We start from the raw sequence: 23,196 nt of genomic DNA, 5'->3' as shown, positions 1-23,196 counted from the left end.
CGCCGCGCCTCTGGACAAGGCGAATCACGTTTGATTCTTTACTGACGATTCGGAAGTGCGGCGTTGCCGGATCGCCAAGCAGATTGAAAATCGGGGAGTGCCATTTATGGCGAAGGCGGACGCGTGGGGCGCGCCCGGTGGGACGGCGTTTGAGCGACGCGAGGCGCGAAGCGACGGTCTCGCAGGCAATACGCGGCTCATCGCCGAACCTGCCTACCGACGGCTGCTGGCAGCCGAGCCGCTGTTGCGGCGATCGATACCGGCCCTCATCATCATCTTTCTGTTGATCATCGCAGTGCTGCGCTTTCTGTCGCTGATGAACGAGCGCGACGAGATCGAGCGCGACGCCAAGGCGATCCTTGCGCTGGCCGCCGGCCAACTGGCCAGTTCGATCGCCGCCGACGCGACGGTGGTTTCCGCGCCCGGCGCAATCCAGGACCTGTTGGAGAGCACCGGTCGTCAGGGCGCGATGGGGCGAAGCCACGTACTGGCGATCACCGACAGCGCTTTCAAGATTATTGCCGTATCGCCGCAGTCGATGCGCTGGGAGGGGCGATCGCTCGATGGAGTCGTCCAGGGCGGGCAGCCGCTGTTCATGTTCGGCAACCGCGCCGGGGTGATGGAGGTCAGCATCGGCGGACAGGACTGGTACGCGGCAGTGAGCCTGGCGAATGGCCGAAGGGGTGCCGCAGCAGCGTTTGTGCCGCAGGAGGCAGTCTTTGACGCCTGGCGCAAGACGGTCTCGCTCAACGTCACGCTGTTCGTGCTGACGGCCGGCGTGCTGATCATCATCCTCTACGCCTATTTCGGCCAGGCGGCGCGTGCCCAGACCGCCGACCGCATCTATCTCGAAGCCCACCAGCGCATCGACATGGCGCTGGTACGCGGCCGCTGCGGTCTGTGGGATTGGGACATGGTGCGCGGCAAGATGTACTGGTCGCGCTCGATGTACGACATGCTGGGCTACGAGCCTTGCGACACGATGCTGTCGTTCGGCGAAGTCGACGAAATCATTCATCCCGAGGACGGCGATTTGTTCGAACTCGCCAGCAGGATCGTCGCACGCGAGATCGACCATATCGACCAGGTGTTCCGGATGCGCCATGCCGACGGGCAATGGGTTTGGATGCGCGCAAGAGCACAGGTTATCGATCCGGAAGCGCCGGAGATCCAGCTGATCGGCATCGCCGTCGACGTCACCGAGCAGCGGCACCTGGCGCTGCGCTCCGAAGCCGCGGACCTGCGCCTGAGGACGGCCATCGAAAACATCAACGAATCCTTCGTCTTGTGGGATTCGTCCGAGCGTCTGATCATGTGCAATTCCAAATACCAGCAGGACAACGGCCTGTCGGACCGCGACGTGATGCCGGGCGCCCCACGCGCCGTGCTGGAAGAACGCATGCTGGCCTTCGCCTCGGAGCGGCGGCTTGCCAATACCAATGGACCGCAGGGTGGCGTGACCTTCGAGCGCCAGCTTGCCGACGGCCGTTGGCTGCAGGTGAACGAGTTAAGGACAAGGGACGGCGGCACCGTCTCGGTCGGCTCCGACATCACCCAGATCAAGCTGCACCAGGAGAAGCTGGTCGACAGCGAGCGCCGGCTGATGGCGACAATCCATGACCTCAGCCTTGCCCGCCGCGCGGAAGAGGAACGGGCTCGTGAGCTCGTCGAGCTCAATCGCAAATACATGAAGGAAACCGAACGGGCCGAAGCGGCAAACCGGGCCAAATCCGAATTCCTGGCCAACATGTCGCACGAGTTGCGCACCCCGCTCAACGCGATCATCGGCTTCTCGGAACTGATGGAACGGCGACTGTTCGGGCCGCTGGGTTCGCCGCGTTACGAAGAGTATGCCACCGACATCAACGGCAGCGGCAAATATCTTCTCGGCGTCATCAACGACATCCTCGACATGTCGAAGATCGAGGCCGGCCAGTTCGCGCTGGATCAGGAAGAAATCGATCTCTGCCCGCTTATCAGGGAGACGGTTCGCGTCGTTTCTCTGCAGGCGGCGGAAAAGTCGATCACCGTCGAAACCCGCATCGCCGATTCGCTGACGCTGTTCGCCGACCGCAGGGCGATCAAGCAGATCCTCATCAACCTTCTGTCCAATGCGGTGAAGTTCACCGGGCAAGGCGGCCACATTTCGGTCAGAGCCCGCAGCATTTCCAGCGCGCTGATCCTGACGATCGAGGACAATGGCTGCGGCATCCCGAAGGCGGCGCTGAGCAAGCTCGGGCGGCCATTCGAACAGGTGCAAAACCAGTTCTCCAAGAGCCATGCCGGCTCCGGCCTCGGACTCGCCATCTCGCGCTCGCTGGCCGAGCTTCAGGGTGGCGCGTTGAAGATCCGCTCGACCGAAAGCGTCGGCACGATCGTCTCGGTACGCATCCCGATCAAGAAAGCCGCGCAGGCGGTCAGGGCCGCTGCCTGAACGACAAAATAAGTCTCCGGCGGCTCGCGGCGCCGGAGCAGTTTTCAAATTCTCACTGCATGCCGTCAGCGCCATCATTGCCCTCGCCGTCCCATTGGCGGTGACGGCCGGGAACCTTCGGCAGTTCGTTCTTCTCGATCTTACCGTCATTGTCGCGGTCGAGCATGGCGAAGACCTTCTTCTGACGGCTGGCGATGTCGTCGGCGGTCAGCGTGCCGTCGCCCTTGGTGTCGTAACGGGCGATGATGCGCCTGGCCATCTGCTCGAAGCGCGCCTTCTCCAGTGCGTCGGCGAGCTGTGCCACGGTCAGCTTGCCGCCATTGTCGGCGACCATCTTCTTCAGCCGCACGTTCATGGCGTCGGAGAATTGGTCGAAGGTGATGGTGCCGTCATTGTCCTTCATGACCTTGCCGAGGCGCATCATCATGCCGTCGCGCGGCCCGGCGCCGGACTGCTCGTCTGCATAGGCTGCGGTGCCGACGGCGCCGGCCAGGGCTGCGAATACGAGTGCAAGTCTGGTTGTCTTTCTCATGGTCTTCTCCTGTTGCATCGTCACCCCGATGCTAGAGCGGCGGACCTTCAATCCCCCGCTCTACCTCTTTGATTGAACATCGGAACCTCCCAAAAACAGGTCGCAATTTGGGGTCCGATGCTCTCGCCCGTACGGCTGGTTGCCGTCACGGTTGTTTGGCACGAAGCAGAAGGTCGAAATCCTTTCTGGCCTTCTGCGACGTCTCGTTGAGATGCGCTTCAAGGACCCCGAAATCCGGCAGGTCGGTGACCGCCAGAAGCAGATCCGAAAGCCCTGGCGGAACGTCGTCGCGTTCGAACGCGCCGGTGAGGCAAAGCCGTATCATCTGGGTCAGCGCCAGATAGAGCGAATAGGCATCCACCAATTCCTGCCTGACCTGGGCGCTGGCGAAATCCGGCGCCAGGCGCGACAGGACCTCAGCCGTGCCGGTGGCCCTGCGGCCTGCCTCGATCTTTCCCGTGATCAGAGCAACCTGGGCAATGAATTCGAGATCGATGAGGCCGCCCGGGATCAGCTTGATGTCCCAGGGATCGCGCGGCGGCTTCTCCTTGTCGACCATGGCGCGCATCTCGGATGCCTCGGCCATCACCTTGGCTGGATCGCGCGGCAGAGCGAGCACTGCGGCAACCTCTCCCTCGACCTCGCGGCAGAGCTCGGCATCGCCGCCGATCGTGCGGGCGCGCGCCAGCGCCATGTGCTCCCATGTCCAGGCGTCCTGGCGCTGATACTTCTTGAAGGCGTCGACATGCGTGGCCACCGGCCCCTTGTTGCCGGACGGCCGCAGGCGAAGGTCGAGCTCGTAGAGCACGCCCTCGGCGGTCGGCGCGGAAACGGCGGCGATCAGCCGCTGCGTCAGCCGGCTGTAGTAATGCGACGGGGCAAGCGGCTTGTCGCCGTCGGACTCCTCCGCATCGGCGTCGTGATCGTAGAGCAGGATGAGGTCGACGTCGGAGCCCGCCGTCAGTTCGCGGCTGCCGAGCTTGCCCATGCCGAGCAGCGCGACCCGGCCGCCGGCAATATAGCCATGACGCAAAGCGAATTCCGCCATCACCGCCTGCAATGCCGCCTCGATGGTCAGATCGGCGAGATCGGAAAAAGCGCGGCCGGCGCGCGGCGGGTCGATCGACCCGGCAAGCAGCCTGACGCCGATCAGGAATTTTTGCTCCGAAGCAAAGATGCGCAGCCGGTCGAGCACGTCTTCATAGGCTCTGTCGCCTTCGAGGAAGGCGGCAAGGCGCGCCGACAGATAGGCGCGGTTTGGCAGTTCGCTCAGCAGCGCCGGATCGAGCAGCCCATCGAAGACATGCGGCCGGCGCGTGATGATGGCGGCCAGCCGCGGTGCCGCGCCCATGATAGTCGCCATCAGCTTCAGCAAAGCCGGATTCGACTGCAGCAGCGAAAACAGCTGGATGCCGGCAGGCAGGCCGGCAAGGAATTCGTCGAAGCGGATCACCGCCTCGTCCGCCCGCCGCGTCTGGCCGAAGGCTTGCAGCAGCGCCGGCGTCAGTTCCGTCAGCCGCTCGCGCGCCTCCGCCGACCGGGTGACGCGGTAGCGGCCGAAGTGCCAGCCGCGGATAACCCGGCAGATGTCGCTCGGCCGCTGGAAGCCGAGCCGCTGCAAGGTCTGCAGGGTATCGGGATCGTCGACGTCGCCGGTAAAGACCAGATTGCCGATGCCGGCCGAAAGCTCCGGCGCGGTCTCGAACAGCGCTGCATAGTGGCGCTCGACCTGGTGCAGCGCCGCGCGGAACGTTTCGGCAAAGCCTACCGCATCGGCAAAGCCTAGCATGCGGGCGACGCGCTCCAGCCCCTCTTCGTCCTCCGGCAGGATATGCGTCTGCTGGTCGGCAACCATCTGGATGGCGTGTTCGACGCGGCGCAGGAACCAGTATTGCCTGGTGAGCGCATCGCGCGCGTCGGCGGTGATCCAGCCGCGCGCGGCGAGCTCGCCGAGCATCGGCACGGTCTCGCGGCCGCGCAGTTAGGGGAAGCGGCCGCCGGCGATGAGCTGCTGGGTCTGGACGAAGAACTCGATCTCGCGGATGCCGCCGCGACCGAGCTTGACGTTGTGGCCTTTGACCGCGACCTCGCCATGGCCCTTGTGGGCGTGGATCTGCCGCTTGATCGAATGGACGTCGGCAATCGCCGCATAGTCCATGTATTTGCGCCAGATATAGGGCTGCAGTTCCTTTAGGAACACGGCGCCGGCGGCAACATCGCCGGCCACCGGGCGCGCCTTGATCATGGCGGCGCGCTCCCAGTTCTGGCCGCGCGCCTCATAGTAGCGCAGCGCCGCCTCGACCGGGATCGCCAGCGGCGTCGAGCCGGGGTCGGGACGAAGCCTGAGATCGGTGCGGAAGACGTAACCGTGCTCGGTGCGGTCCTGGAGAATGCGGACCAGCCGGCGGGTCAGGCGCGAAAACAGCTCGGTTGCATCGAGCGGATCGACGAGAGCTGGCGCATCGGGGTCGAAGAAGACGACGAGGTCGATGTCGGAGGAAAAGTTCAGCTCATGCGCGCCGAGCTTGCCCATGCCGAGCAGGATCCAGCCCGAGCGTCGCGCCGGATTTTTGGCATCCGGCAATCGGAGCTTGCCTTGCTCATGCGCGTCGCGGAGCAGGAAATCGACGGCCGCACGCGTGCAGGCGTCGGCAAGGTCGCTCAGTCGCCTCACCGTCAGCGAGGTCTCGGCCTCGCCGGCGAGATCGGCCAAGGCGATCAGGAAATGCGCCTCCGCCTTGCATTGGCGCAGCTCCATCATCAGGCTGCTTTCGGAGACGGCCTCTACGCGTGCTGCCTTGTCGACCGCGGCGCCGATCGATGACAGCCGCGCCTCGATGGTCCCGTCGAAAAGCGCATCGAGTATCCGCGGCCGGCGGCGCGCGGTATCGCGCAGGAACGGCGATAGGTCGAACACGGCGGCGAGGAAATCCTGGACGACCCCCTTGCCGGCGAGAAATTTCGCCAGTCGCGGCAGTTCTTTTTGCCGCGCGGCGTCGGCGATCTCCGACAATTCCTGCCTGGCGCGGCTTGCATCCAGCGGAACGAGCTTTATCGCCGGCTTCAACAACCAGTCCGTTTCGAGGCGTCGCACTGCCATCCTCGCTACCATCAGCGATCCTCCCGCCCGGGAAAACTCATGACGACCGACAATCCGGGATTGCCGGGCAGAAGCTCAAGCCGTCCATTGTGGAATGTCATGATCGCCTTGGTGAGGCTCAAGCCAAGGCCGGAACCCGGCTGCGAGCGGCTCTTTTCCAGCCGCACGAAACGCTCGGTCACCCTGGCGCGGTCGACATCGTCGGGAATACCCTGGCCGTTGTCGGACACGGCAAGCCTGATCTCGCTACCGACACGCTCCAGCGTCACGCGAACCGTAGGCCTGGAGGTCGAGTCGGTCGAATATTTGATCGCGTTGTCGACGATGTTGGACAACGCCTGGCCGATCAGCTCGCGATTGCCGTTGACGACGAAGGAACCTTGCACCGAAGTTTCGAGCGTCACGCCCGCCTCCTCCGCCACCGGCTCGTAGAGTTCGACAACGTCGTGCACGGCAGCGGCCAGATCGACCCTGGTGGTGCTTTCGGAGGAATAGCCGGCCTCCAGCCGCGAGATCATCAGGATGGCGTTGAAGGTCTTTATCAGCTGATCGGATTCGGCGATCGTTCCTTCCAGCGCCTGCCCGTAGTCGCTGGTATTGTGCTTGCCGGAAAGCGTCGCCTCGGCGCGATTGCGCAGCCTGGTCAGCGGCGTTTTCAGGTCGTGGGCGATGTTGTCGGAGACCTGCTTCAGGCCCTCGTTCAGCGTGGCGATCCGGGCCAGCATGGAATTGAGGTTTTCCGATAGCCGGTCGAACTCGTCGCCGGCGCCGGTGACCGGCAGCCGGCCGGAAAGATCGCCACCCATGATGCGGCGGCTCGCCTCCGACACGCTGTCGATGCGCTTCAGCGCCGCGCGCCCGACGAAGAACCAGATCAGCAGCCCGCCGACGCCCATCATGCCGAGCGCCAGCATCAGAGCGCGGCGAATGACGGCGCGGAAGCGCTCCGGCTCGCCGAGGTCGCGGCCGACCAGCATGATCATCTGGTTGGGCAGGCGCAGCACCAGGGCAATGGCGTTATGGCCCTTCTCGCCTTCGGCCTGTACTTCGCTCTGGGCGGGCTCGTTCGGGTCGGAGACCGGGTTGCGCTGCCGCTCGAGCTCGCCCTCGCCGAAGCGGCGGTAGGAGAACGGTTCGGTGGTCCAGCCCTCGGCCTCGATCACGCCCGGCTGGAGGCTCTGCACGTTGCCGGTCAGGATCTGGCCGTTGGCATCGGCGATCAGATAGAGATTGGCGCCGGGCTGGCGGGAGCGCTGCTCGACGACGCGGACGAGCACCGGCAGGCCGCCGCGCTGATAGGCTCGGGCCAGGCCGAGCACCTCGTCGTTGATCGTCTCCTGCGTCTGGGCAGTCAGCATGCGCGCCGAGAGCGAGGTCATGTACAAGACCAGCAACACCGCACACAGCGCAAAAAGCAGAAGATAAAGCGCTGAAAGCCGCGCTGCCGTCGTCCTCATGATGGCCGGCACGGAAAGAGCCATGGGGTTCTAGCCGCTTTTCAGCATATAGCCGGCGCCGCGAACCGTGTGCAGGATCGGCTTGTCGAAGCCCTTCTCGATCTTGCCTCGCAGCCGCGAGATATGAACGTCGATGACGTTGGTCTGCGGATCGAAATGGTAGTCCCAGACGTTCTCGAGCAGCATGGTGCGCGTCACCACCTGGCCGGCATGGCGCATCAAATATTCGAGCAGGCGGAACTCACGCGGCTGCAGCGTTATCTCACGCCCGGCGCGCCGCACCGAGTGCGACAGCCGGTCGAGTTCGAGATCGCCGACCCGGTAGACGGTTTCGGCCTCCCTGGCGCTGGCGCGGCGGTTCAGCACCTCGACGCGGGCGAGCAGTTCGGAAAAGGCGTAGGGTTTGGTCAGATAGTCGTCGCCGCCGGCGCGCAGACCGGTGACCCGGTCGTCGACTTCGCCGAGCGCCGACAGGATCAGCACGGGCGTCGTATTGCCCCGGGACCTGAGCCCGGCAATGACGGACAGGCCGTCGCGGCGCGGCATCATGCGGTCGACGACCATGACGTCATAGTCGCCGGAATCGGCGAGCGCGAAGCCGGTTTCGCCGTCGCCGGCGACATGGGCGGTATGGCCGGCCTCGGCGAACGCCTTCTGCAGGTAGTCGGCTGCCTCGCGATCGTCTTCTATGACGAGAATCTTCATAGAACCGTTATACGCGATTTCGCTGGAAGATTGAGTGGCCGGCATATGCATCGTGGCCTTCTCCATGACGTATCGCGAACAAAGTGATTCAGGGATACCCGCTAAGTCTTTGTTTTAGCATGCCGTAGCCTAAAGCCGCTTCACGCTTTGAGCGGCATGTTCGAGCGGCAGCGGGCGATGGGAAGCCCGCTGCCGCTGGGGCGGAACACGATGACTGACTAACGTATTCAGGCCCCGTGCTTTCCCGTGCGGCGGCTCGGGGGTATTGAAAACCGCCGCACCGGAAAAGTCGAAGCGGTCGTCAGCCCTTGGCGACAGGCAGTGCGACGAAGCGGTTGCTGTCGTCGCGGGTGATCTGCATCAGCACCGCCTTGCGGCCGGACTTCACCGCGTCGGCCATCGCCTTGTCGACGTCGCCGGTGCCGCTCACTTCCGTCGAATTGACGGAGGTGATGACGTCGCCGGGCTGGATGCCGCGATCGGCGGCATCGCTGTCGGGGTCGACATCGGTCACCACAAGGCCCTTGCCATTGTCGGACTTGGTGACGGTCAGGCCGAGATCGGCGAGCGTGTCGGTCTTCGGCGCGGGGGCAGGCTGCTGGTCGGCCGAGGCCTGGTTGTCGCTCGACGGCAGCTTGCCGAGATCGACCTTGACCGCCTCGCTCTTGCCGTTGCGCCACACCGTGACGTCGACCGATTTGCCGGGCGGGTAAGCGCCGATCAGACGGGCGAGCTCCTTCGGCGAAGCAACGTCCTTGCCGTCCACCTGGGTGATCACGTCACCGGCGGTAATGCCGGCCTTCTTGCCGGGACCGTTGTCCTGCGCGCTGGCAACGAGCGCGCCCTTGCCGGATCCAAGGCCAAGCGATTCGGCGATTTCGGAGGTGACCGGCTGGATTTCGACGCCGAGCCAGCCGCGTTGCACGGTGCCGTTCTTCATCAGATCCTGTACGACCTGCTTGGCGGTCGAAGCGGGAATGTCGAAGGCAATGCCGACGCTGCCGCCCGACGGCGAGAAGATCGCGGTGTTGATGCCGACGACCTGGCCGTTGAGGTTGAAGGTCGGGCCGCCCGAATTGCCGCGGTTCACCGAGGCATCGATCTGGATGAAGTCGTCATAGGGACCGGCGCCGATATCGCGGCCGCGGGCCGAAACGATGCCTGCGGTAACCGTGCCGCCGAGGCCGAACGGATTGCCGACAGCCACCACCCAGTCGCCGACGCGAACCTTGGAATCATCGGCGAAGTCGACATAGGTGAACTTGCTGCCGTCATCGACCTTGAGCACGGCAAGATCGGTGCGCGGATCGGTGCCGATCAGCTTGGCGTCGAGTTCCTTGCCGTCATTGGTCACCACAGTGAAGGCGGTGCCCTCCTCGACGACATGGTTGTTGGTGACGAGATAGCCGTCATCGGAGATGAAGAAGCCCGACCCTTGCGCCACCGGCCGCGGCTGGTCGTTGTTGCGGTCACGGTGTCCAAAACGGCGCATTCCGTTCGGACCCTGATCGCCGCCCTGATCGCCAAAGCCGCGGAATTCGCGGAAGAACCGGCGCAGCTGCGGATTGTCGGGAAGATTGCCTAGGCCGTCCTCGTCGTCCATCTGGCCGGAACCGTCATCGGCCGTCGACTGGATCTTGGCCTTGACGCGCACGCTGACGACCGCCGGCGAAACACGCTCGACCACATCGGCGAAGCTCGGGACCTGCGGTGCCTCGACACGCACGGCGTCGGCCAGAACCGGGGCTGTCCCGGTGGCAACAGCACCGAAGCCGATCGCGCCGGCAATGGCCAGGGATGCGGCCGCGGCCAGCAGGCGTTTGCGCGTGCGAAGATATGAATTGGGGGCAACATTCATGGTTCTCGTATCCTCTTTTCAAGGGACGCCCCTTGATTGGCATCCTCGACAAAGGAAATAGAGAGCCGCACATTACGGCGCCATTTCCGGTACATGAAACTTTCGTAATGTATCGATCAATCGCGGCGGAGCATCTTGTCCAGCGCCGCCTGTTCCTCGGCAGTTAATGCAGCGGTCGCGGTCGAGCGGCGCGAGCGGGCGGCCAGCAGGATGAATGTCCCGCCAACGAGCAGTAGAAGAACTGGCGTCCCCCAGAGCAAGACATTGCGCAGATTGAAGCGTGGCTTCAGCAGCACAAATTCGCCGTAGCGCGAAACGACATAGTCCATCACCTGCCGGTCGGTGTCGCCGGCGACGAGGCGCTGGCGCACAAGGATGCGCAGGTCACGGGCGAGGTCGGCATCGGACTCGTCGATCGACTGGTTCTGGCAGACCATACAGCGCAGGCCTTCCGACAAAGCGCGCGCCCGTGCCTCGAGCGCCGGGTCGGCGAGCACCTCGTCGGGCTTGACCGCCTGCGCGGCGCCGGCGAACACCAGTGCCAGCAGCAGGACCAGCGAGGCCAGCGTGACCCTTTGGCTCATGGCGGGCTCGCCGATGGCACGGCGGCCGCCGGCTTGCGGCGTGACGGCGCGCCGACGCGCAGGCGGCGGTCGAGCAGCGACATCGCCGCCCCCGCCATCATCACCAGTCCGCCGCCCCAGATCAGCGTAACCAGCGGCTTCCACCACAGACGAACGACGACGGAGCCATCGCTGCCCTCGTCGCCAAGCGAGAGATAGAGCTGGCTGAAGCCGATCGTCCTGATGCCGGATTCGGTCGTGGTCATCTGGCGCACCGGATATGAGCGCTTGGCCGAGGTGATCTCGCCGTCGACGCTGCCGTCGGCGCCAAGCAGGGCGAAGCGGCCGCGATCCTCGCTGTAGTTAGGCCCCTGGGCCGGGTAGAGCCCCTCGAAGCGCAGCTTGTGGCCGGACAGTTCGACGGTCTCGCCGGCCTGCATCGACAGGATTTTTTCGGTGCCGAAGCAAAGCGTGCCGACAATGCCGAGCGTCGTCAGGCCGAGGCCGAGATGCGCAAGTGCTGTGCCGAAGACCGAGCGCGGCAGGCCGGCGAAGCGCCTGAGCATGGTGGCGGGCGCGACAGTGCCGAAGCCGGATTTGACGGCGAGATCGGTGAGCGCGCCGCAGATCAGCCAGAAGGCAAGGCCGACACCGAGTGCCGCCAACACCGAAGCGCCATCGATGAACAGGGCCGTCACCAGCACGACGAGCAGCGCCGCCGCGAAAGCCGCCATCAGGCGCTGGGCGACCGCGAAAATGTCGCCGCGCTTCCAGGCGAGCAGCGGCCCGAACGGCACGACGACCAGCAGCGGCACCATCAGCGGGCCGAATGTCAGGTTGAAGAACGGCGCGCCGACCGAGATCTTGTCGGCAGACAGGGCTTCAACGACGAGCGGGTAGAGCGTGCCGACCAGCACGGTGGCAGTGGCGGTGGTCAGGAACAGATTGTTGAGGACCAGCGCGCCTTCGCGCGAGATCGGGTGAAACAGGCCGCCGGCCGTCAGCCGGGAGGCGCGCAAGGCAAACAGCGCCAGCGAGCCGCCGATGAACAGCGTCAGGATGCAGAGGATGAAAACGCCACGCGTCGGATCGGTGGCGAATGCGTGCACCGAGGTCAGCACGCCGGAACGCACCAGGAAGGTGCCGAGCAGCGACAGCGAGAACGTCAGGATCGCCAGAAGCAGCGTCCAGATCTTCAGCGCCGAACGCTTTTCCATGACGATCGCCGAATGCAGCAGCGCCGTGCCCGCCAGCCACGGCATGAAGGATGCGTTCTCGACCGGGTCCCAGAACCAGAAGCCGCCCCAGCCGAGCTCGTAGTAGGCCCAGTAGGAGCCCATGGCGATGCCGCCGGTGAGGAACATCCAGGCAACCAATGTCCACGGCCTTACCCAGCGCGCCCACGAAGCGTCGATGCGGCCCTCGATGAGGGCAGCGACCGAGAAGGAAAAGCAGATCGAGAAACCGACATAGCCGAGATAGAGCAGCGGCGGATGGATGGCGAGGCCGAGGTCCTGCAGGATCGGGTTGAGGTCGCGTCCCTCGATAGGCGCCGGATTGAGCCTGACGAACGGGTTCGACGTCGTCAGGATGAACAGGAAGAAAGTGGCGCCGATCGCTCCCTGCACGGCAAGCACATTGGCCCGGAGCGTCGCCGGAAGATTGCCGCCGAAGACGGCGACGAGCGCGCCGAAGAAGGTCAGGATCAGCACCCAGAGCAGCATCGAGCCTTCATGATTGCCCCAGGTTCCTGTGATCTTGTAGATCAGCGGCTGCAGCGAATGCGAGTTCTCCCAGACGCTCTCAACCGAAAAATCGGAGCCTGCATAGGCGGTTGCCAGCGCCACGAAAGACAGCGCCGTCAAGGCAAAGCCGGTCAGCGCAGCCGGTGCGCCGACGGCCATCATCTTATGGTTGCCGGTGCGCGCACCAAACAGCGGCACCATCGTCTGCACCAGGGCCAGCGCAAACGCCAGGACCAGGGCGAAATGTCCGGTTTCAACCATTGTAGCCGCGCTCGCTAGGTTTTGCCGCAGGTTCTTGCCGCAAAACCGTGGAACACTTTTGCGGAACCTTTCTACTCACTCTTGCTCTCCTTCCATACGCCCTTGGCCTTGAGGCCGTCGGCCACTTCCTTGGGCATATAGGTCTCGTCATGCTTGGCCAGCACGCTGTCGGCGACAAAGACCCCGTCAGGGCCGAACGAGCCTTCGGTGATCACGCCCTGCCCTTCCCGGAAAAGGTCGGGAAGAATGCCGGTATAGGTAACCTTGACGTCCTCCTGGTTGTCGGTCACCGAAAAGGCGACGGTGGCGCCTTGGCTACGCTCTACTGTGCCTTTTTCGACGAGTCCGCCGAGCCTGATGCGCTGGCCCGGCTGAAGGCTGGCGGTGGCCAGATCGGCCGGCATGTAGAAATAGGAGGCCTTCTGGCCAAGCGCATAGAACGTCAGCCCGGTTGCAACACCGAGAAACGCCAGCCCTGCGGCGATCACCGACAGTCGTTTCTGCTTGCGCGTCATCGTCTACTCCGTCGCCGTCACGCCGAGCGAGGCAGCAAAGGCGGTGAATTTCCTGGCCTGGTCACTGTCCGCGCCAAAGACGGCGATACCGCGATTGAGCGCGTCACGCGCCTGATCTGTCTTGCCCAGCACGGCATAGGAACGAACGAGCTGCATCCACCCTTCCTCGTCGCGCGGATTTTGCCGAAGCTTTTCGTCGAGGCCGGCAACCATGGTGCTGATCATGGCTTGCCGGTCCTGCGGCGACATCGAGGAAGCAGCATCGATATCCTCGGCGCTCGGCCCTTTCGCAGGCGTTTCCGAAGCGACGCTGCGGGCGGCGGATTCGGCCAGCGCCTGCTCGACGGCGCCGCGCCACGGCGAGCCCTGCTGCAAGGCGGCAAGCATCTTTTGCCAGGCCGCCGTGGCTTCAGCTATGCGGCCTTCCTGTGCCATGCCCATGGCGAGATAGAACGAGGCCTTCGGATTGGCCGGATCAAGCTTCAACGCCGCCTCGAAAGCCGCCTGCGCTTCGGCCGAGACAATGCCGCCGGCCGCATTGGCGATCGCCTCGCCAAGACCCGCCTGACGGGCAGCGCTGTCGCCGTCGAGGCGGATGGCGTTGCGATAAGCGGTCACCGCATCGGCGTATCGCTGCATGCGCTGATAGACCGGCGCCAGCACGTCCCAGCCACGGCCATCGGATGGGTTGGCCGCCAGGTGCGCTTCGGCGCGGGCTATCAGCTCGTCGACCGAGCTGTCGGCGGGGTTCTTGGCCAGGCGTTCGCTGAGTGGCTGCGACGGCAGGTCGGGTGACCCGAGCTGGCCATAGAGGCCCCAGCTGACCAGCGGAACAACCAGCACGGCAGCCGTCGCCACCAGCCTTGTCGACCGCGACGGCTGCGTCGCCGTCTCGTCGGCCTGGCCGGCATCGCTCAGGCGAAGGATGCGGCGGGCGATTTCGGCGCGCGCCTCTTCGGCCTCCATTGGCTGGATCAGGCCACGCGCCATATCGCGGTCAAGCTCGGCCAGCTGGTCGCGATAGACTTCAAGGTCGTGATCGCTAGCAGCGGACGCGTTCTTCGAGCCGCCGGCCAACGGCAGCAGCACCGCCAGGCTTGCGCCCAGCGTCAGGATTGCGGCTATGACCCAGAACAGCATGGCTCTTCCAATAGAACGAGACCCTTGCCCTGCCAACACAAGCGTGCTGCGACGCTTTGGCGGGGCCGCTCCGATCGATAATGCATGTCGCGCAAAAGTGTGCAGCGGTTTTGCGATAACGACCATGCATCAAAACAAGAACCTAAAGCGCGTCGCATGAGGCCGGTCGAACGCGACGCGCTTTAGTGCCGGACCGGAATCGGCGGATCGACGGCCGGGCCAGCTACGTCAGCGGCGTCCAGCTGCCGTCGGCATTGCGGCAGGCCGTCCCGCGCGCGGTGGCGCCGGCGGTGCCGGTAAACACCGTATGGGTGTATTGCCGGCAGTCCTGTGAGCCGACGCGATAGGGCTGGGCGGCGACCACTTCGCCGCGATGGGCCGAACTGTCGCTCTTCCAAGCCACTTTCTGGCCGCTCGCCGTGTATTCAAGCGCCTTGTATTCCGCCTCGAGCGCGCTGCGCTTCTCGGTCTCGCTCAGGCCGGCGCCGATAGAGCCGCCGACGAGGCCGCCGCCCATGGCGGAGATGATCGTCGTCGCCACCTTGGCGCCGCTGGGAGGCGTGGCGGCCGGCGTCACCGTAACGGCCTGGCCCTTGCCGAGCGTCGTACAGCCGGAAACGGCGAGCAGGGCGGAAACGAGCGCGACGCGAATCTTCATGCCAATACCGGCTTTCTTGAGCTGGACCGCCGCGCTGTCAGCAGGCTGACGCGGCCATAATGTCGATGTTTGTCGGAAATTTGGCCGCAGCCGGCCACCTGGAGAAGCATTACTGAAGGCTCCGCAACCGAACCATCGCCTTCAATCCACCCATGACGGATCGTTCCAGCGCCAGAACGCCTCCATACTCGTTGATAAGGTCGGCGACAATGGCAAGTCCGAGCCCGCTGCCCGGTTTTGTCTCGTCGAGACGCCGTCCGCGCTGCAATACCTCGCGCGCCTTGTCGTCGGGAATGCCGGGGCCGTCATCCTCGATGCTAATCTCGAACAGACTGGCCGCACCTTCCTCGCCGGCAACGGGCTTGACGGAAACGGCGACCGCGCTCCTTGCCCATTTCATCGCATTGTCGAGCAGATTGCCGAGCAGCTCCTCCAGATCCTCGCGTTCGCCGGCAAAAACGATGTCGGTGGCCGGCAGTGAGAGCGAAAGCGTCGTCTGCGGGTTGAGCTTCTGCAGCACCCGCACCATGCGCTGGACCAGCGGTGTCACCGGCGTACGGTAGACGACGCTGTCGCGCTGCGCAGCGACGCGGGCACGTTGCAGATAGTGATCCACCTGCTTCTGCATGGAAGCGGCCTGCTCGGCGATCAGCTGGCCTTTGGCGCCACCCAGCGCCCGCCCCTCGTTGAGCAGCACGGCAAGCGGCGTCTTCAGCGAGTGCGCCAGGTTGCCGACCTGCGTGCGCGACCGCTCGACGATACGCCTGTTGTTCTCGATCAGCGCATTGGTCTCGTTGGCGAGCGGTTCGATCTCGGCCGGGAAACGGCCGTCGAGGCGTTGCGCGGTTCCTTCGCGCACCATGGCAAGCGCATTCCTGACCCGGCGCAATGGCTGCAGGCCGAGCAGGATGGCAATCGCATTGATGGCGATCATGCCGACGCCGAACAGCGACAGATAGGTCAAAAGGCGCCGCTGGAAGGTGGCGATTTCCTGCTCGAGCTCGGTCTGGTTGCCCATGACGCGGAAGCGCGCGGCGCGGTTTTTCGCATCGAGGACGAACTCGCTCTCGAACACCTCGAGTTGTTCGCCTTCGATGCCGTCCGCTGAATAGCTACGCTGGAAGCTGGCATTGAAGGGCACCTCGGCAACGCTTGGCGACGGGATCACCTTGGTCATCGACGACGAATGGAGATCGCCGTGCACGCCTTCCGAGGCAGGCTCGACCGACCAGTACCAGCCGGAATTCGGCTCCGAGAACCGCAAATCGCCAAGGTCGGGGGCGCCCGTCAACTGGCCGCTTTCGGAAACGCCGACCGAGCCGATCAGGTTGAACAGATGCGCCGAAAGCAGGCTGTCGAAACCGCGCTCGCTGGCCTGGCGATAGAGCGTGGTGATCAAGGTGAAGATGACGACCAGAGTGAGGATCGCCCAGACCGTGGAAAAGGCGATGACGCGAAACGCCACCGAACGCGGCCATGACCGCAGCGACGGCGTGTTCGAGACGGCGGGTTTTGTAGGCAGCGGTTCCGCGTTACGCCTCCGGCTTACGCATGCGGTAGCCCATGCCGCGAACGGTTTCGATCATGTCGATGCCCATCTTCTTGCGAAGCCGTCCGACAAAGACCTCGATCGTGTTGGAATCGCGGTCGAAATCCTGGTCGTAGAGATGCTCGACCAGTTCGGTCCGGGACACCACCTCGCCCATATGGTGCATGAGGTAGGCAAGCAAGCGGAATTCGTGCGAGGTCAGCTTCAGCGGCACGCCGTCGACGTCGGCCTTGGAGGCCTTGGTGTCGAGACGCAGCGGCCCGCAGGTCAGCTCGGACGAGGCATGCCCGGCGGCACGCCGGATCAAGGCCCGTACTCTGGCCAGGATTTCCTCGATGTGGAAAGGTTTGGTGACGTAGTCGTCGGCGCCGGCGTCGATGCCGGCAACCTTGTCGCTCCAGCGGTCGCGTGCCGTCAGGATCAGTACCGGCATCTTGCGGCCGCCGCGCCGCCAGCGCTCGACCACGCTGATGCCGTCCATCTGCGGCAGGCCGATGTCGAGCACTACGGCATCGTAGGGCTCGGTGTCGCCGAGAAAGTGCCCTTCCTCGCCGTCGAAAGCGCGGTCGACGACATAGCCGGCATCGACCAGCGCGTCGCCGATCTGCCGGTTGAGATCCTTGTCATCTTCGACGACGAGTACGCGCATGCGGAAGGCCTGTTGAAGCTGTTCAGATATAGGCCGATTCCGGCAGACTGGGAAACGGCACGGTTCAGTTCAGCGGAACGACGATCTCCGAGCGACGGGGACGCTGCCCGTCCTTGCCCGGAACGAGCACGACGATGACGCAGACCGGCTGGCCGCCGCGTGTCGACTGCGAGGCCTTGGCCAAGGTGCCGCCATTCTGCTCCGCCACCTGCTGGCCGATCGCGTAGCAGTCGGACGCGGCGAGGACGACCGGCTGGGGCTGCTCGGGCGCGACAGCGGGGATCGCCATCGCTTGCGACGCAAGCAGACCGGCGACTGAGAGCGCCAGTGCCGCGGTCCGGAAGTGGGAGCGAAGGGTTTTCATGGCCAGCGTTCTAACGCGCCGGTGCTGAACGTGATATGAACGGTGAACGCTTGAATGCATGCCCGCCACACCCCTGAAGCGCGAGATTACCGGATTGCCATTTCGCCGCCCGGCCCGCGAAATCGCCAATGTTTAACCTAGCCCTCCAATCCTTCGCCGACAACCGGCATCATCTGGCGGGCAGGATCATTTGGGAGGACGAAGCATCCGGCCCAAGGCAACCGATGGCAGTTCAGGCGAACCGAACCTGAAAACAAAAAACCCGCCTCGGGGCGGGTCGCTGGGGCCAATCAGCACCATATCCAAATTAGTAGCATAGCTGCCGGCACAAAGCAAGAACAAAATTGCCCGATTTTGCGGAAAGTGCCCGGTGGTCAGCCCTCGTCCTTGATCTCGGCGCGGAAGCGCAGCAGCCCGTGATGGGCCGAAAGGTCCTCGTCGTAGCGGGCTTCGGCGAATTCGAGCTTGAGATGGACGCGGCGATGCTCGCCAAGCGAGAGCGCCGCATCTCGTAGGCGGGTGCTGACCAGGTCCATGATGTCGTTGGTTTCGTTGCTGGCCTCGGATTTCGACCAGACATGCAACGTCAGCAACTGTTCGGCGTCGTTCTCCATCCCCGTCGCCCAGTCGTAGACGCTGGTGCGACCGAAGGTCATGTGGGGGAACGCAACATTTTCCGGCGCATGGTCGAACAATCTTGCATCGCCCAGTGCCGCCGACAGGTCGGGATCGCCGTTCACTGCCTCGAATATGGCCCTCTGCAATTCGACGGCCGGCGCGGTCATTGTCTTGCCCCTCGCCCGTCGCGTCGACCTCCCGGCTGCGTAGCTGCGTTGCATGACGGCATCCCGGCAAAGCGCGAATCAGCGCGTCTCATGCGGATTATGAACCTTCATGATCTCGGAAATAAGCCCTGCTCCTGCAACCCGCGACGTTTCGCGTCACGAACGCCCTTGAGGGCAATGCCAACTGGCGAATTCATTTGGCATGCAGGGAGTTCGAAGAACGATGCTATGAAGATGTCTGGTTTCCAAACATTCGAGGTCGTTTTCGTGCGCGAGCCATCGCTGCTGCCTGTTTTCGGAAAGCTTGGAGCCAGGGCGCGGCCGGTCGCGATCGCGGCGCCGACCATGTCGATGACCATCAAGAATTTGGTCAACCGCACTCGGGAGCTGCTCTCGGCGCACGGTAGCCTGGCCCTGAAGCTGTCCGTCGTTTTGTGGACGGTGCTTGTCCTGGCGGCAGTATTCTTCGTCGCCCAAGCCTGACCGAGCGACATTCATCGATCGGGCGGAAACTAAAGGACGCCAAGATGGCAAACCGCTACGCGCTGCGTATGGAACGTCCTCACAGCTGGACCGTCTTCGACGTCTTCACCGGCCAGCGGGTCGAGCTCAAGCAGCAACCCATGGTCGGCATGAACACGCGCGATGCGGGCGCGATGGTCGATCGGCTGAACAGTCGTGACATCGCGGCGGGCGAAGGCGGACCGGAAGCCCCAAGAAAGCGTCTTGTGAACGGATCGCTACGGATCTAGCGAAAATCGGCCGCAGTCAGCACATATATGCTCCTGCGGGTGCGGGCATAGGCATTCCTGGCGACATCGTGGATTGAGCTGGAAGCCGTGTCGAAGGCCGCCAGATAGGTAGCTTCCGAGGCCGCCGTTCCCGGCTGCACTTTGGAGATGGCATCGGTTGCGACAGAGAACGAAATCTGGAACATGCCGTCATGGCCGACGAAGCGGATGCGTTTGCTTGCCTCGTCGTAGCTGCGGCTGGGATTGGGAAATGTCAGGCTCATGATTTGGCCTCCGTCGATGCGGATACGGCCTGCTTGACTGTCCGCGCCGCCCGCTTCTTCTTTGGGGCGACCGGATTCAGAGCTGCCGCCGCGCGATCCGCCTCTTCCTTGGCCAGTCGCAATTCCCTCAGCTTCGCCGTCTTGATCATCCTGGCCTTCGCCTCCGAGAGATATTCGGCAGTTGCTTTGTTCCGCTCCGCTGTTTTCTTTTGATTTTCCATGAAGCGAGCCTGAGCTTTTTCCATGATGTTCTGATTGCCTTCGGCCATCGGTAAAATCTCCCTTGCAGCGAAAGTCGTGAATGTGAGCTTCACCGTAAAATAGGTGTTCAAGGACAGAAATTCAATTTCATTAATATTCGGCAAGGCCCCGAACACCGGGGGATGGCCTAGCAAAATAATACATTCAATATTTGACATGCCGTATGAATATTTTTTGGCACTCCTATCAATCGAGTGCCAGAGCGCCTATAGAGAGGGGCGGCCGCCTAAGCCGGCCCCAGAAAGAGTCCCCATGAAATTCCGGCCACTCCACGATCGCGTCGTCATTCGGCGCGCCGAAAGCGACACCAAATCCAAGGGCGGCATCATCATCCCCGACAATGCCAAGGAGAAACCGCAGGAAGGCGAAGTGATCGCCGTCGGGCCGGGCGCGCGGGACGAAAGCGGCGTGCTGATGGCGCTCGACGTCAAGGCCGGCGACCTCATCCTGTTCGGCAAATGGTCCGGCACCGAGGTCAAGATAGACGGCGAGGACCTTCTGATCATGAAGGAGGCCGACATCATGGGCATCATCGACAAGAGCGAGATGGGCATCGACAAGACCGTGGCTGCCAAGAAGGCCGCCTGATTGGAATGCCGCGCGCCCTGCCGGGCGCGCAAAGGATGCTCCAAGCTTTGATTCAGGCGCGCTGCAAGCGTCTTGCCACGACCAACCGAACTGGAAAAAAATCATGTCTGCCAAGGAAATCAAATTCTCCACCGACGCGCGTGACCGCATGCTGCGCGGTGTCGAAATCCTCAACAACGCCGTCAAGGTGACACTCGGCCCCAAAGGCCGCAACGTCATCATCGACAAGGCCTATGGCGCGCCGCGCATCACCAAGGACGGGGTGACGGTGGCCAAGGAAATCGAACTTTCCGACAAGTTCGAGAACATGGGCGCACAGATGGTGCGCGAAGTGGCCTCGAAGACCAACGACCTCGCCGGCGACGGCACCACCACCGCCACAGTGCTTGCCGCTTCCATCCTGCGCGAGGGCGCCAAATTCGTCGCCGCCGGCATGAACCCGATGGACCTCAAGCGCGGCATCGACCTTGCCGTCAGCGCCGTCGTCAAGGAAATCCAGGCCCGCGCCAAGAAGGTCAAGTCCTCAGGCGAGATCGCGCAGGTCGGCACCATTGCCGCCAATGGCGACACCAGCGTCGGTGCCATGATCGCCAAGGCGATGGACAAGGTCGGCAATGACGGCGTCATCACCGTTGAGGAAGCCAAGACCGCCGAAACCGAACTCGACGTCGTCGAAGGCATGCAGTTCGACCGAGGCTATCTCTCGCCCTATTTCGTCACCAATGCCGAAAAAATGCGCGCCGAGCTGGAAGACCCCTACGTGCTCATCCACGAAAAGAAGCTCGGCAATCTGCAGGCGCTGCTGCCCATCCTCGAAGCCGTGGTGCAAAGCGGAAGGCCGCTGTTGATCATCTCCGAGGACGTCGAGGGCGAAGCGCTGGCGACGCTGGTCGTCAACAAGCTGCGCGGCGGCCTCAAGGTCGCGGCCGTCAAGGCTCCTGGCTTCGGTGACCGCCGCAAGGCGATGCTGGAAGACATCGCCGTGCTCACCGCCGGACAGATGATTTCCGAGGATCTCGGCATCAAGCTGGAGAACATCACCATAGACATGCTCGGCCGCGCCAAGCGCGTGCTGATCGAGAAGGACACCACCACGATCATCGACGGCGCCGGCGAGAAGACCACCATTCAGGCGCGCGTCCAGCAGATCAAGGGGCAAATCGAGGAAACCACTTCCGACTATGACAAGGAGAAGCTGCAGGAACGTCTCGCCAAGCTGGCGGGCGGCGTTGCCGTCATCCGCGTCGGCGGCGCCACCGAATCCGAGGTCAAGGAAAAGAAGGACCGCATCGACGATGCGCTGAATGCCACGCGCGCCGCCGTGGAAGAAGGCATCGTTCCCGGCGGCGGCGTCGCGTTGCTGCGCGCCAAGGCTGTGCTGAACGGGCTGACCGGAGCCAATGCCGATGTGACGGCGGGCATTTCGATCGTGTCGAGGGCGCTCGAAGCGCCGATCCGGCAGATTGCCGAGAATTCCGGCGTCGAAGGTTCGATCGTCGTCGGCAAGCTCGCCGGCAGCAAGGACCACAATCAGGGCTTCGATGCCCAGAACGAGGTCTATGTCGACATGATCAAGGCCGGCATCGTCGACCCCGCTAAGGTGGTGCGGACGGCGCTGCAGGACGCGGGCTCCATTGCCGCGCTCCTGATCACTGCTGAAGCCATGATCACCGACGTTTCGGCCAAGGAAGCCGCTGCTTCGACCGGCGCCATGGGCTATTGACCAGCCGCTGCCGGAAACAAGCCTGAAAGACAGCCGCCGGGGTATCTTCCCCGGCGCGCACCATCGGCAAGGAGATCGATCCATGATCGCATTCGTCCCGAAGCCAAATGCGGCGGCGAAGACCAAAGTGGCCGAGGAAAGCCGCTTCGATCGCATTCGCAGGCTTGCCGACAAGCACAGGAAAGCCGACGCCGGCACGATAGGCCGCGACCCGAAAAAGATCGCGGACAAGCGTCCCATGTGACGACTGCCAATCCTCGGCACCTCGCGCAAGCGCGGAACCAGACCCCTACCGCGTCTCGCCGCTGATCAGCACGGCATGGTCCTTGATGACCGTAGCAACGAAGCGGATGACGGCGCGCACCGGCGCCTCCGCCCCGATTTCGCGGCGATAGACGAGCGACACCGGATGGTTGCCGAGAATGTCGGGGGCAAGGCGCACCATCCGCGGTTCGGCTTCGGCCAACATGCAGGGCATTACCGCCAGACCGGCGCCACTCAGAGCCGCTGCCAGCATTTCGGTCATTTCGGCGACACGAAAGACTATTGTCGCGCCGGCGCCGTGCGCCTCTATCCACTTGGCGCCGGGTACGCCGGCGAGGCTTGCGTGAAATCCAATGATCTCGTGTCCAGCCAGATTGCGAGGATCGATGGGCATTGGATGGCGATCGAGATAGCGCTGGGACGCATAAATTGACCAGCCCGCAACGCAAAGCTTCTGCGCAATCAAATCGTCGTCGGCCACGGTGCCGATCCTGACCGCGAGATCGGCCTCGCCGTGCTGCAGGTCCACAGGCCTGCTGCCGCTCGTCAGTTCAAGATTGATATCCGGATGGCCCTTGTGGAATGCAGCTATACGCTCTGCAAAAAGAGGGCTGAACCCGGACGGCAGTGCAAGCCGAACGCTATTCTTGCCCGAACGCACGAGGGTCGTCAGTGCTTCCATGATACGTTCAAGATCATCGCCGAGCGGCAGCAATGTCCGGCCAAGCGGCGTGATCTCGATGCCCTGCCGCGTTCGCACGACAAGCGAAACCCCGAGCGCTCCTTCAAGAGCAGCGAGGCGCCGGCTGATCGTCGTGTGACGCACGCCGAGTGCGCGCGCCGCTCCCGACAACGTTCCCGCGCGGGCGGCAGCGAGAAAATAGCGCAAATCATTCCAGTCCGGTTCGCCGGTTCTGATCACGAACCCATTCTAGATCAATTCCCAGCCGCGCACCTGTGCAGTTTTGCACAAAGATGTCCGGAAATTGCAAATGTCCCCGAATATGTCGTCCGCGCGAGAATAGGCCAG

The 23,196-nt window shown here is 63.7% G+C and carries 22 protein-coding genes and 1 pseudogene; 6 read left to right on the top strand and 17 right to left on the bottom strand.

Going from position 1 to position 23,196, the window contains the following annotated elements; genetic code table 11:
- The first annotated feature begins 106 nt into the window (after positions 1-106).
- Positions 107-2,434: a PAS domain-containing sensor histidine kinase gene (locus tag NKH13_RS22930; RefSeq protein ID WP_352914574.1), complete on the top strand. Its 2,328-nt coding sequence runs from the start codon at positions 107-109 to the stop codon at positions 2,432-2,434.
- Positions 2,435-2,486: 52 nt separating this feature from the next.
- Here NKH13_RS22930 and NKH13_RS22925 read toward each other — a convergent pair whose 3' ends face one another.
- From NKH13_RS22925 to NKH13_RS22860, 14 genes and pseudogenes are all read right to left on the bottom strand, one after another.
- The gene (locus tag NKH13_RS22925; protein WP_352914571.1) at positions 2,487-2,966 is read right to left on the bottom strand and encodes an EF-hand domain-containing protein; all 480 of its coding nucleotides are present in this window, start codon (positions 2,964-2,966) and stop codon (positions 2,487-2,489) included.
- A gap of 145 nt (positions 2,967-3,111) precedes the next feature.
- Positions 3,112-6,078 (bottom strand): annotated as a pseudogene (locus tag NKH13_RS22920) (bifunctional [glutamine synthetase] adenylyltransferase/[glutamine synthetase]-adenylyl-L-tyrosine phosphorylase).
- A complete protein-coding gene (locus NKH13_RS22915) occupies positions 6,078-7,547 on the bottom strand; it encodes an ATP-binding protein (protein ID WP_352914569.1) in 1,470 nt (489 codons plus the stop codon). The pseudogene NKH13_RS22920 and the gene NKH13_RS22915 overlap by 1 nt, the downstream one beginning before the upstream one ends.
- A 6-nt stretch (positions 7,548-7,553) precedes the next feature.
- On the bottom strand, positions 7,554-8,228 hold the full coding sequence (locus NKH13_RS22910; protein WP_254819962.1) for a response regulator transcription factor: 675 nt from the start codon (positions 8,226-8,228) through the stop codon (positions 7,554-7,556).
- 301 nt (positions 8,229-8,529) lie between these two features.
- Positions 8,530-10,086, bottom strand: coding sequence for a Do family serine endopeptidase (locus tag NKH13_RS22905; protein WP_352914566.1), 1,557 nt, complete (start codon positions 10,084-10,086; stop codon positions 8,530-8,532).
- A 116-nt stretch (positions 10,087-10,202) separates the two neighbouring features.
- A complete protein-coding gene (locus tag NKH13_RS22900; RefSeq protein WP_352914563.1) occupies positions 10,203-10,670 on the bottom strand; it encodes a cytochrome c-type biogenesis protein in 468 nt (155 codons plus the stop codon).
- Positions 10,667-12,655, bottom strand: a complete 1,989-nt coding sequence (locus NKH13_RS22895) for a heme lyase CcmF/NrfE family subunit (protein WP_352914561.1) — start codon at positions 12,653-12,655, stop codon at positions 10,667-10,669. Before NKH13_RS22895 ends, NKH13_RS22900 begins: the two co-directional genes overlap by 4 nt.
- A gap of 71 nt (positions 12,656-12,726) precedes the next feature.
- Entirely contained in the window at positions 12,727-13,170 is a 444-nt protein-coding gene (gene ccmE / locus NKH13_RS22890; protein WP_352914558.1) for a cytochrome c maturation protein CcmE, read from the bottom strand.
- A gap of 3 nt (positions 13,171-13,173) precedes the next feature.
- Positions 13,174-14,310 (bottom strand): c-type cytochrome biogenesis protein CcmI, encoded by a 1,137-nt coding sequence (ccmI, locus tag NKH13_RS22885; protein WP_352914555.1) that lies wholly within the window; start codon positions 14,308-14,310, stop codon positions 13,174-13,176.
- 223 nt (positions 14,311-14,533) lie between these two features.
- Entirely contained in the window at positions 14,534-14,968 is a 435-nt protein-coding gene (locus tag NKH13_RS22880) for an RT0821/Lpp0805 family surface protein (RefSeq protein ID WP_352914552.1), read from the bottom strand.
- 109 nt (positions 14,969-15,077) lie between these two features.
- Positions 15,078-16,490, bottom strand: a complete 1,413-nt coding sequence (locus tag NKH13_RS22875; RefSeq protein ID WP_352914655.1) for an ATP-binding protein — start codon at positions 16,488-16,490, stop codon at positions 15,078-15,080.
- 10 nt (positions 16,491-16,500) lie between these two features.
- Positions 16,501-17,166, bottom strand: a complete 666-nt coding sequence (locus tag NKH13_RS22870; protein WP_023718390.1) for a response regulator transcription factor — start codon at positions 17,164-17,166, stop codon at positions 16,501-16,503.
- Positions 17,167-17,230: 64 nt separating this feature from the next.
- Positions 17,231-17,530 carry a hypothetical protein gene (locus tag NKH13_RS22865; RefSeq protein WP_352914549.1) on the bottom strand — a complete coding sequence of 100 codons (300 nt, stop codon included), beginning with the start codon at positions 17,528-17,530 and terminating at the stop codon, positions 17,231-17,233.
- 374 nt (positions 17,531-17,904) lie between these two features.
- Entirely contained in the window at positions 17,905-18,315 is a 411-nt protein-coding gene (locus tag NKH13_RS22860; protein WP_352914546.1) for a DUF3168 domain-containing protein, read from the bottom strand.
- A 234-nt stretch (positions 18,316-18,549) separates the two neighbouring features.
- On the opposite strand from NKH13_RS22860, the gene NKH13_RS22855 reads away from it, so the two are divergent.
- Entirely contained in the window at positions 18,550-18,798 is a 249-nt protein-coding gene (locus tag NKH13_RS22855) for a hypothetical protein (RefSeq protein ID WP_352914543.1), read from the top strand.
- A gap of 44 nt (positions 18,799-18,842) precedes the next feature.
- Positions 18,843-19,067: a hypothetical protein gene (locus NKH13_RS22850; protein WP_352914540.1), complete on the top strand. Its 225-nt coding sequence runs from the start codon at positions 18,843-18,845 to the stop codon at positions 19,065-19,067.
- Here the strand turns inward: NKH13_RS22850 and NKH13_RS22845 are convergent.
- Positions 19,064-19,330, bottom strand: coding sequence for a DUF1488 family protein (locus NKH13_RS22845; protein WP_023718394.1), 267 nt, complete (start codon positions 19,328-19,330; stop codon positions 19,064-19,066). The two genes, NKH13_RS22850 and NKH13_RS22845, sit on opposite strands and share 4 nt — an antisense overlap.
- Positions 19,327-19,599 carry a hypothetical protein gene (locus tag NKH13_RS22840; RefSeq protein WP_352468936.1) on the bottom strand — a complete coding sequence of 91 codons (273 nt, stop codon included), beginning with the start codon at positions 19,597-19,599 and terminating at the stop codon, positions 19,327-19,329. Before NKH13_RS22840 ends, NKH13_RS22845 begins: the two co-directional genes overlap by 4 nt.
- 244 nt (positions 19,600-19,843) lie before the next feature.
- Here NKH13_RS22840 and NKH13_RS22835 point away from each other — a divergent pair, with 244 nt between their 5' ends.
- The 3 genes from NKH13_RS22835 to NKH13_RS22825 all read left to right on the top strand — a co-directional run bounded on the left by NKH13_RS22835 (position 19,844) and on the right by NKH13_RS22825 (position 22,146).
- Entirely contained in the window at positions 19,844-20,179 is a 336-nt protein-coding gene (locus NKH13_RS22835) for a co-chaperone GroES (protein ID WP_352914538.1), read from the top strand.
- Between the two features lie 103 nt (positions 20,180-20,282).
- The gene (groL, locus tag NKH13_RS22830) at positions 20,283-21,902 is read left to right on the top strand and encodes a chaperonin GroEL (protein ID WP_352914535.1); all 1,620 of its coding nucleotides are present in this window, start codon (positions 20,283-20,285) and stop codon (positions 21,900-21,902) included.
- A gap of 82 nt (positions 21,903-21,984) precedes the next feature.
- Positions 21,985-22,146: a hypothetical protein gene (locus NKH13_RS22825; protein WP_352525670.1), complete on the top strand. Its 162-nt coding sequence runs from the start codon at positions 21,985-21,987 to the stop codon at positions 22,144-22,146.
- Between the two features lie 45 nt (positions 22,147-22,191).
- Here NKH13_RS22825 and NKH13_RS22820 read toward each other — a convergent pair whose 3' ends face one another.
- Complete coding sequence (locus NKH13_RS22820; RefSeq protein WP_352914532.1) at positions 22,192-23,088, bottom strand: LysR family transcriptional regulator; 897 nt, start codon at positions 23,086-23,088, stop codon at positions 22,192-22,194.
- Positions 23,089-23,196 lie beyond the last annotated feature (108 nt).

This window comes from Mesorhizobium sp. M1348 (assembly GCF_040317925.1).
Lineage (GTDB): Bacteria > Pseudomonadota > Alphaproteobacteria > Rhizobiales > Rhizobiaceae > Mesorhizobium.
This window is presented reverse-complemented; position numbering and strand designations above follow the sequence as displayed.

Bases quoted from the DNA above. Each gene is read 5' to 3' on its own strand.
- NKH13_RS22930 (WP_352914574.1), top strand. From the start codon at position 107: ATGGCGAAGGCGGACGCGTGGGGCGCGCCCGGTGGGACGGCGTTTGAG.
- NKH13_RS22925 (WP_352914571.1), bottom strand. From the start codon at position 2,966: ATGAGAAAGACAACCAGACTTGCACTCGTATTCGCAGCCCTGGCCGGC.
- NKH13_RS22915 (WP_352914569.1), bottom strand. From the start codon at position 7,547: ATGGCTCTTTCCGTGCCGGCCATCATGAGGACGACGGCAGCGCGGCTT.
- NKH13_RS22910 (WP_254819962.1), bottom strand. From the start codon at position 8,228: ATGAAGATTCTCGTCATAGAAGACGATCGCGAGGCAGCCGACTACCTG.
- NKH13_RS22905 (WP_352914566.1), bottom strand. From the start codon at position 10,086: ATGAATGTTGCCCCCAATTCATATCTTCGCACGCGCAAACGCCTGCTG.
- NKH13_RS22900 (WP_352914563.1), bottom strand. From the start codon at position 10,670: ATGAGCCAAAGGGTCACGCTGGCCTCGCTGGTCCTGCTGCTGGCACTG.
- NKH13_RS22895 (WP_352914561.1), bottom strand. From the start codon at position 12,655: ATGGTTGAAACCGGACATTTCGCCCTGGTCCTGGCGTTTGCGCTGGCC.
- ccmE (WP_352914558.1), bottom strand. From the start codon at position 13,170: ATGACGCGCAAGCAGAAACGACTGTCGGTGATCGCCGCAGGGCTGGCG.
- ccmI (WP_352914555.1), bottom strand. From the start codon at position 14,310: ATGCTGTTCTGGGTCATAGCCGCAATCCTGACGCTGGGCGCAAGCCTG.
- NKH13_RS22880 (WP_352914552.1), bottom strand. From the start codon at position 14,968: ATGAAGATTCGCGTCGCGCTCGTTTCCGCCCTGCTCGCCGTTTCCGGC.
- NKH13_RS22870 (WP_023718390.1), bottom strand. From the start codon at position 17,166: ATGCGCGTACTCGTCGTCGAAGATGACAAGGATCTCAACCGGCAGATC.
- NKH13_RS22865 (WP_352914549.1), bottom strand. From the start codon at position 17,530: ATGAAAACCCTTCGCTCCCACTTCCGGACCGCGGCACTGGCGCTCTCA.
- NKH13_RS22860 (WP_352914546.1), bottom strand. From the start codon at position 18,315: ATGACCGCGCCGGCCGTCGAATTGCAGAGGGCCATATTCGAGGCAGTG.
- NKH13_RS22855 (WP_352914543.1), top strand. From the start codon at position 18,550: ATGTCTGGTTTCCAAACATTCGAGGTCGTTTTCGTGCGCGAGCCATCG.
- NKH13_RS22850 (WP_352914540.1), top strand. From the start codon at position 18,843: ATGGCAAACCGCTACGCGCTGCGTATGGAACGTCCTCACAGCTGGACC.
- NKH13_RS22845 (WP_023718394.1), bottom strand. From the start codon at position 19,330: ATGAGCCTGACATTTCCCAATCCCAGCCGCAGCTACGACGAGGCAAGC.
- NKH13_RS22840 (WP_352468936.1), bottom strand. From the start codon at position 19,599: ATGGCCGAAGGCAATCAGAACATCATGGAAAAAGCTCAGGCTCGCTTC.
- NKH13_RS22835 (WP_352914538.1), top strand. From the start codon at position 19,844: ATGAAATTCCGGCCACTCCACGATCGCGTCGTCATTCGGCGCGCCGAA.
- groL (WP_352914535.1), top strand. From the start codon at position 20,283: ATGTCTGCCAAGGAAATCAAATTCTCCACCGACGCGCGTGACCGCATG.
- NKH13_RS22825 (WP_352525670.1), top strand. From the start codon at position 21,985: ATGATCGCATTCGTCCCGAAGCCAAATGCGGCGGCGAAGACCAAAGTG.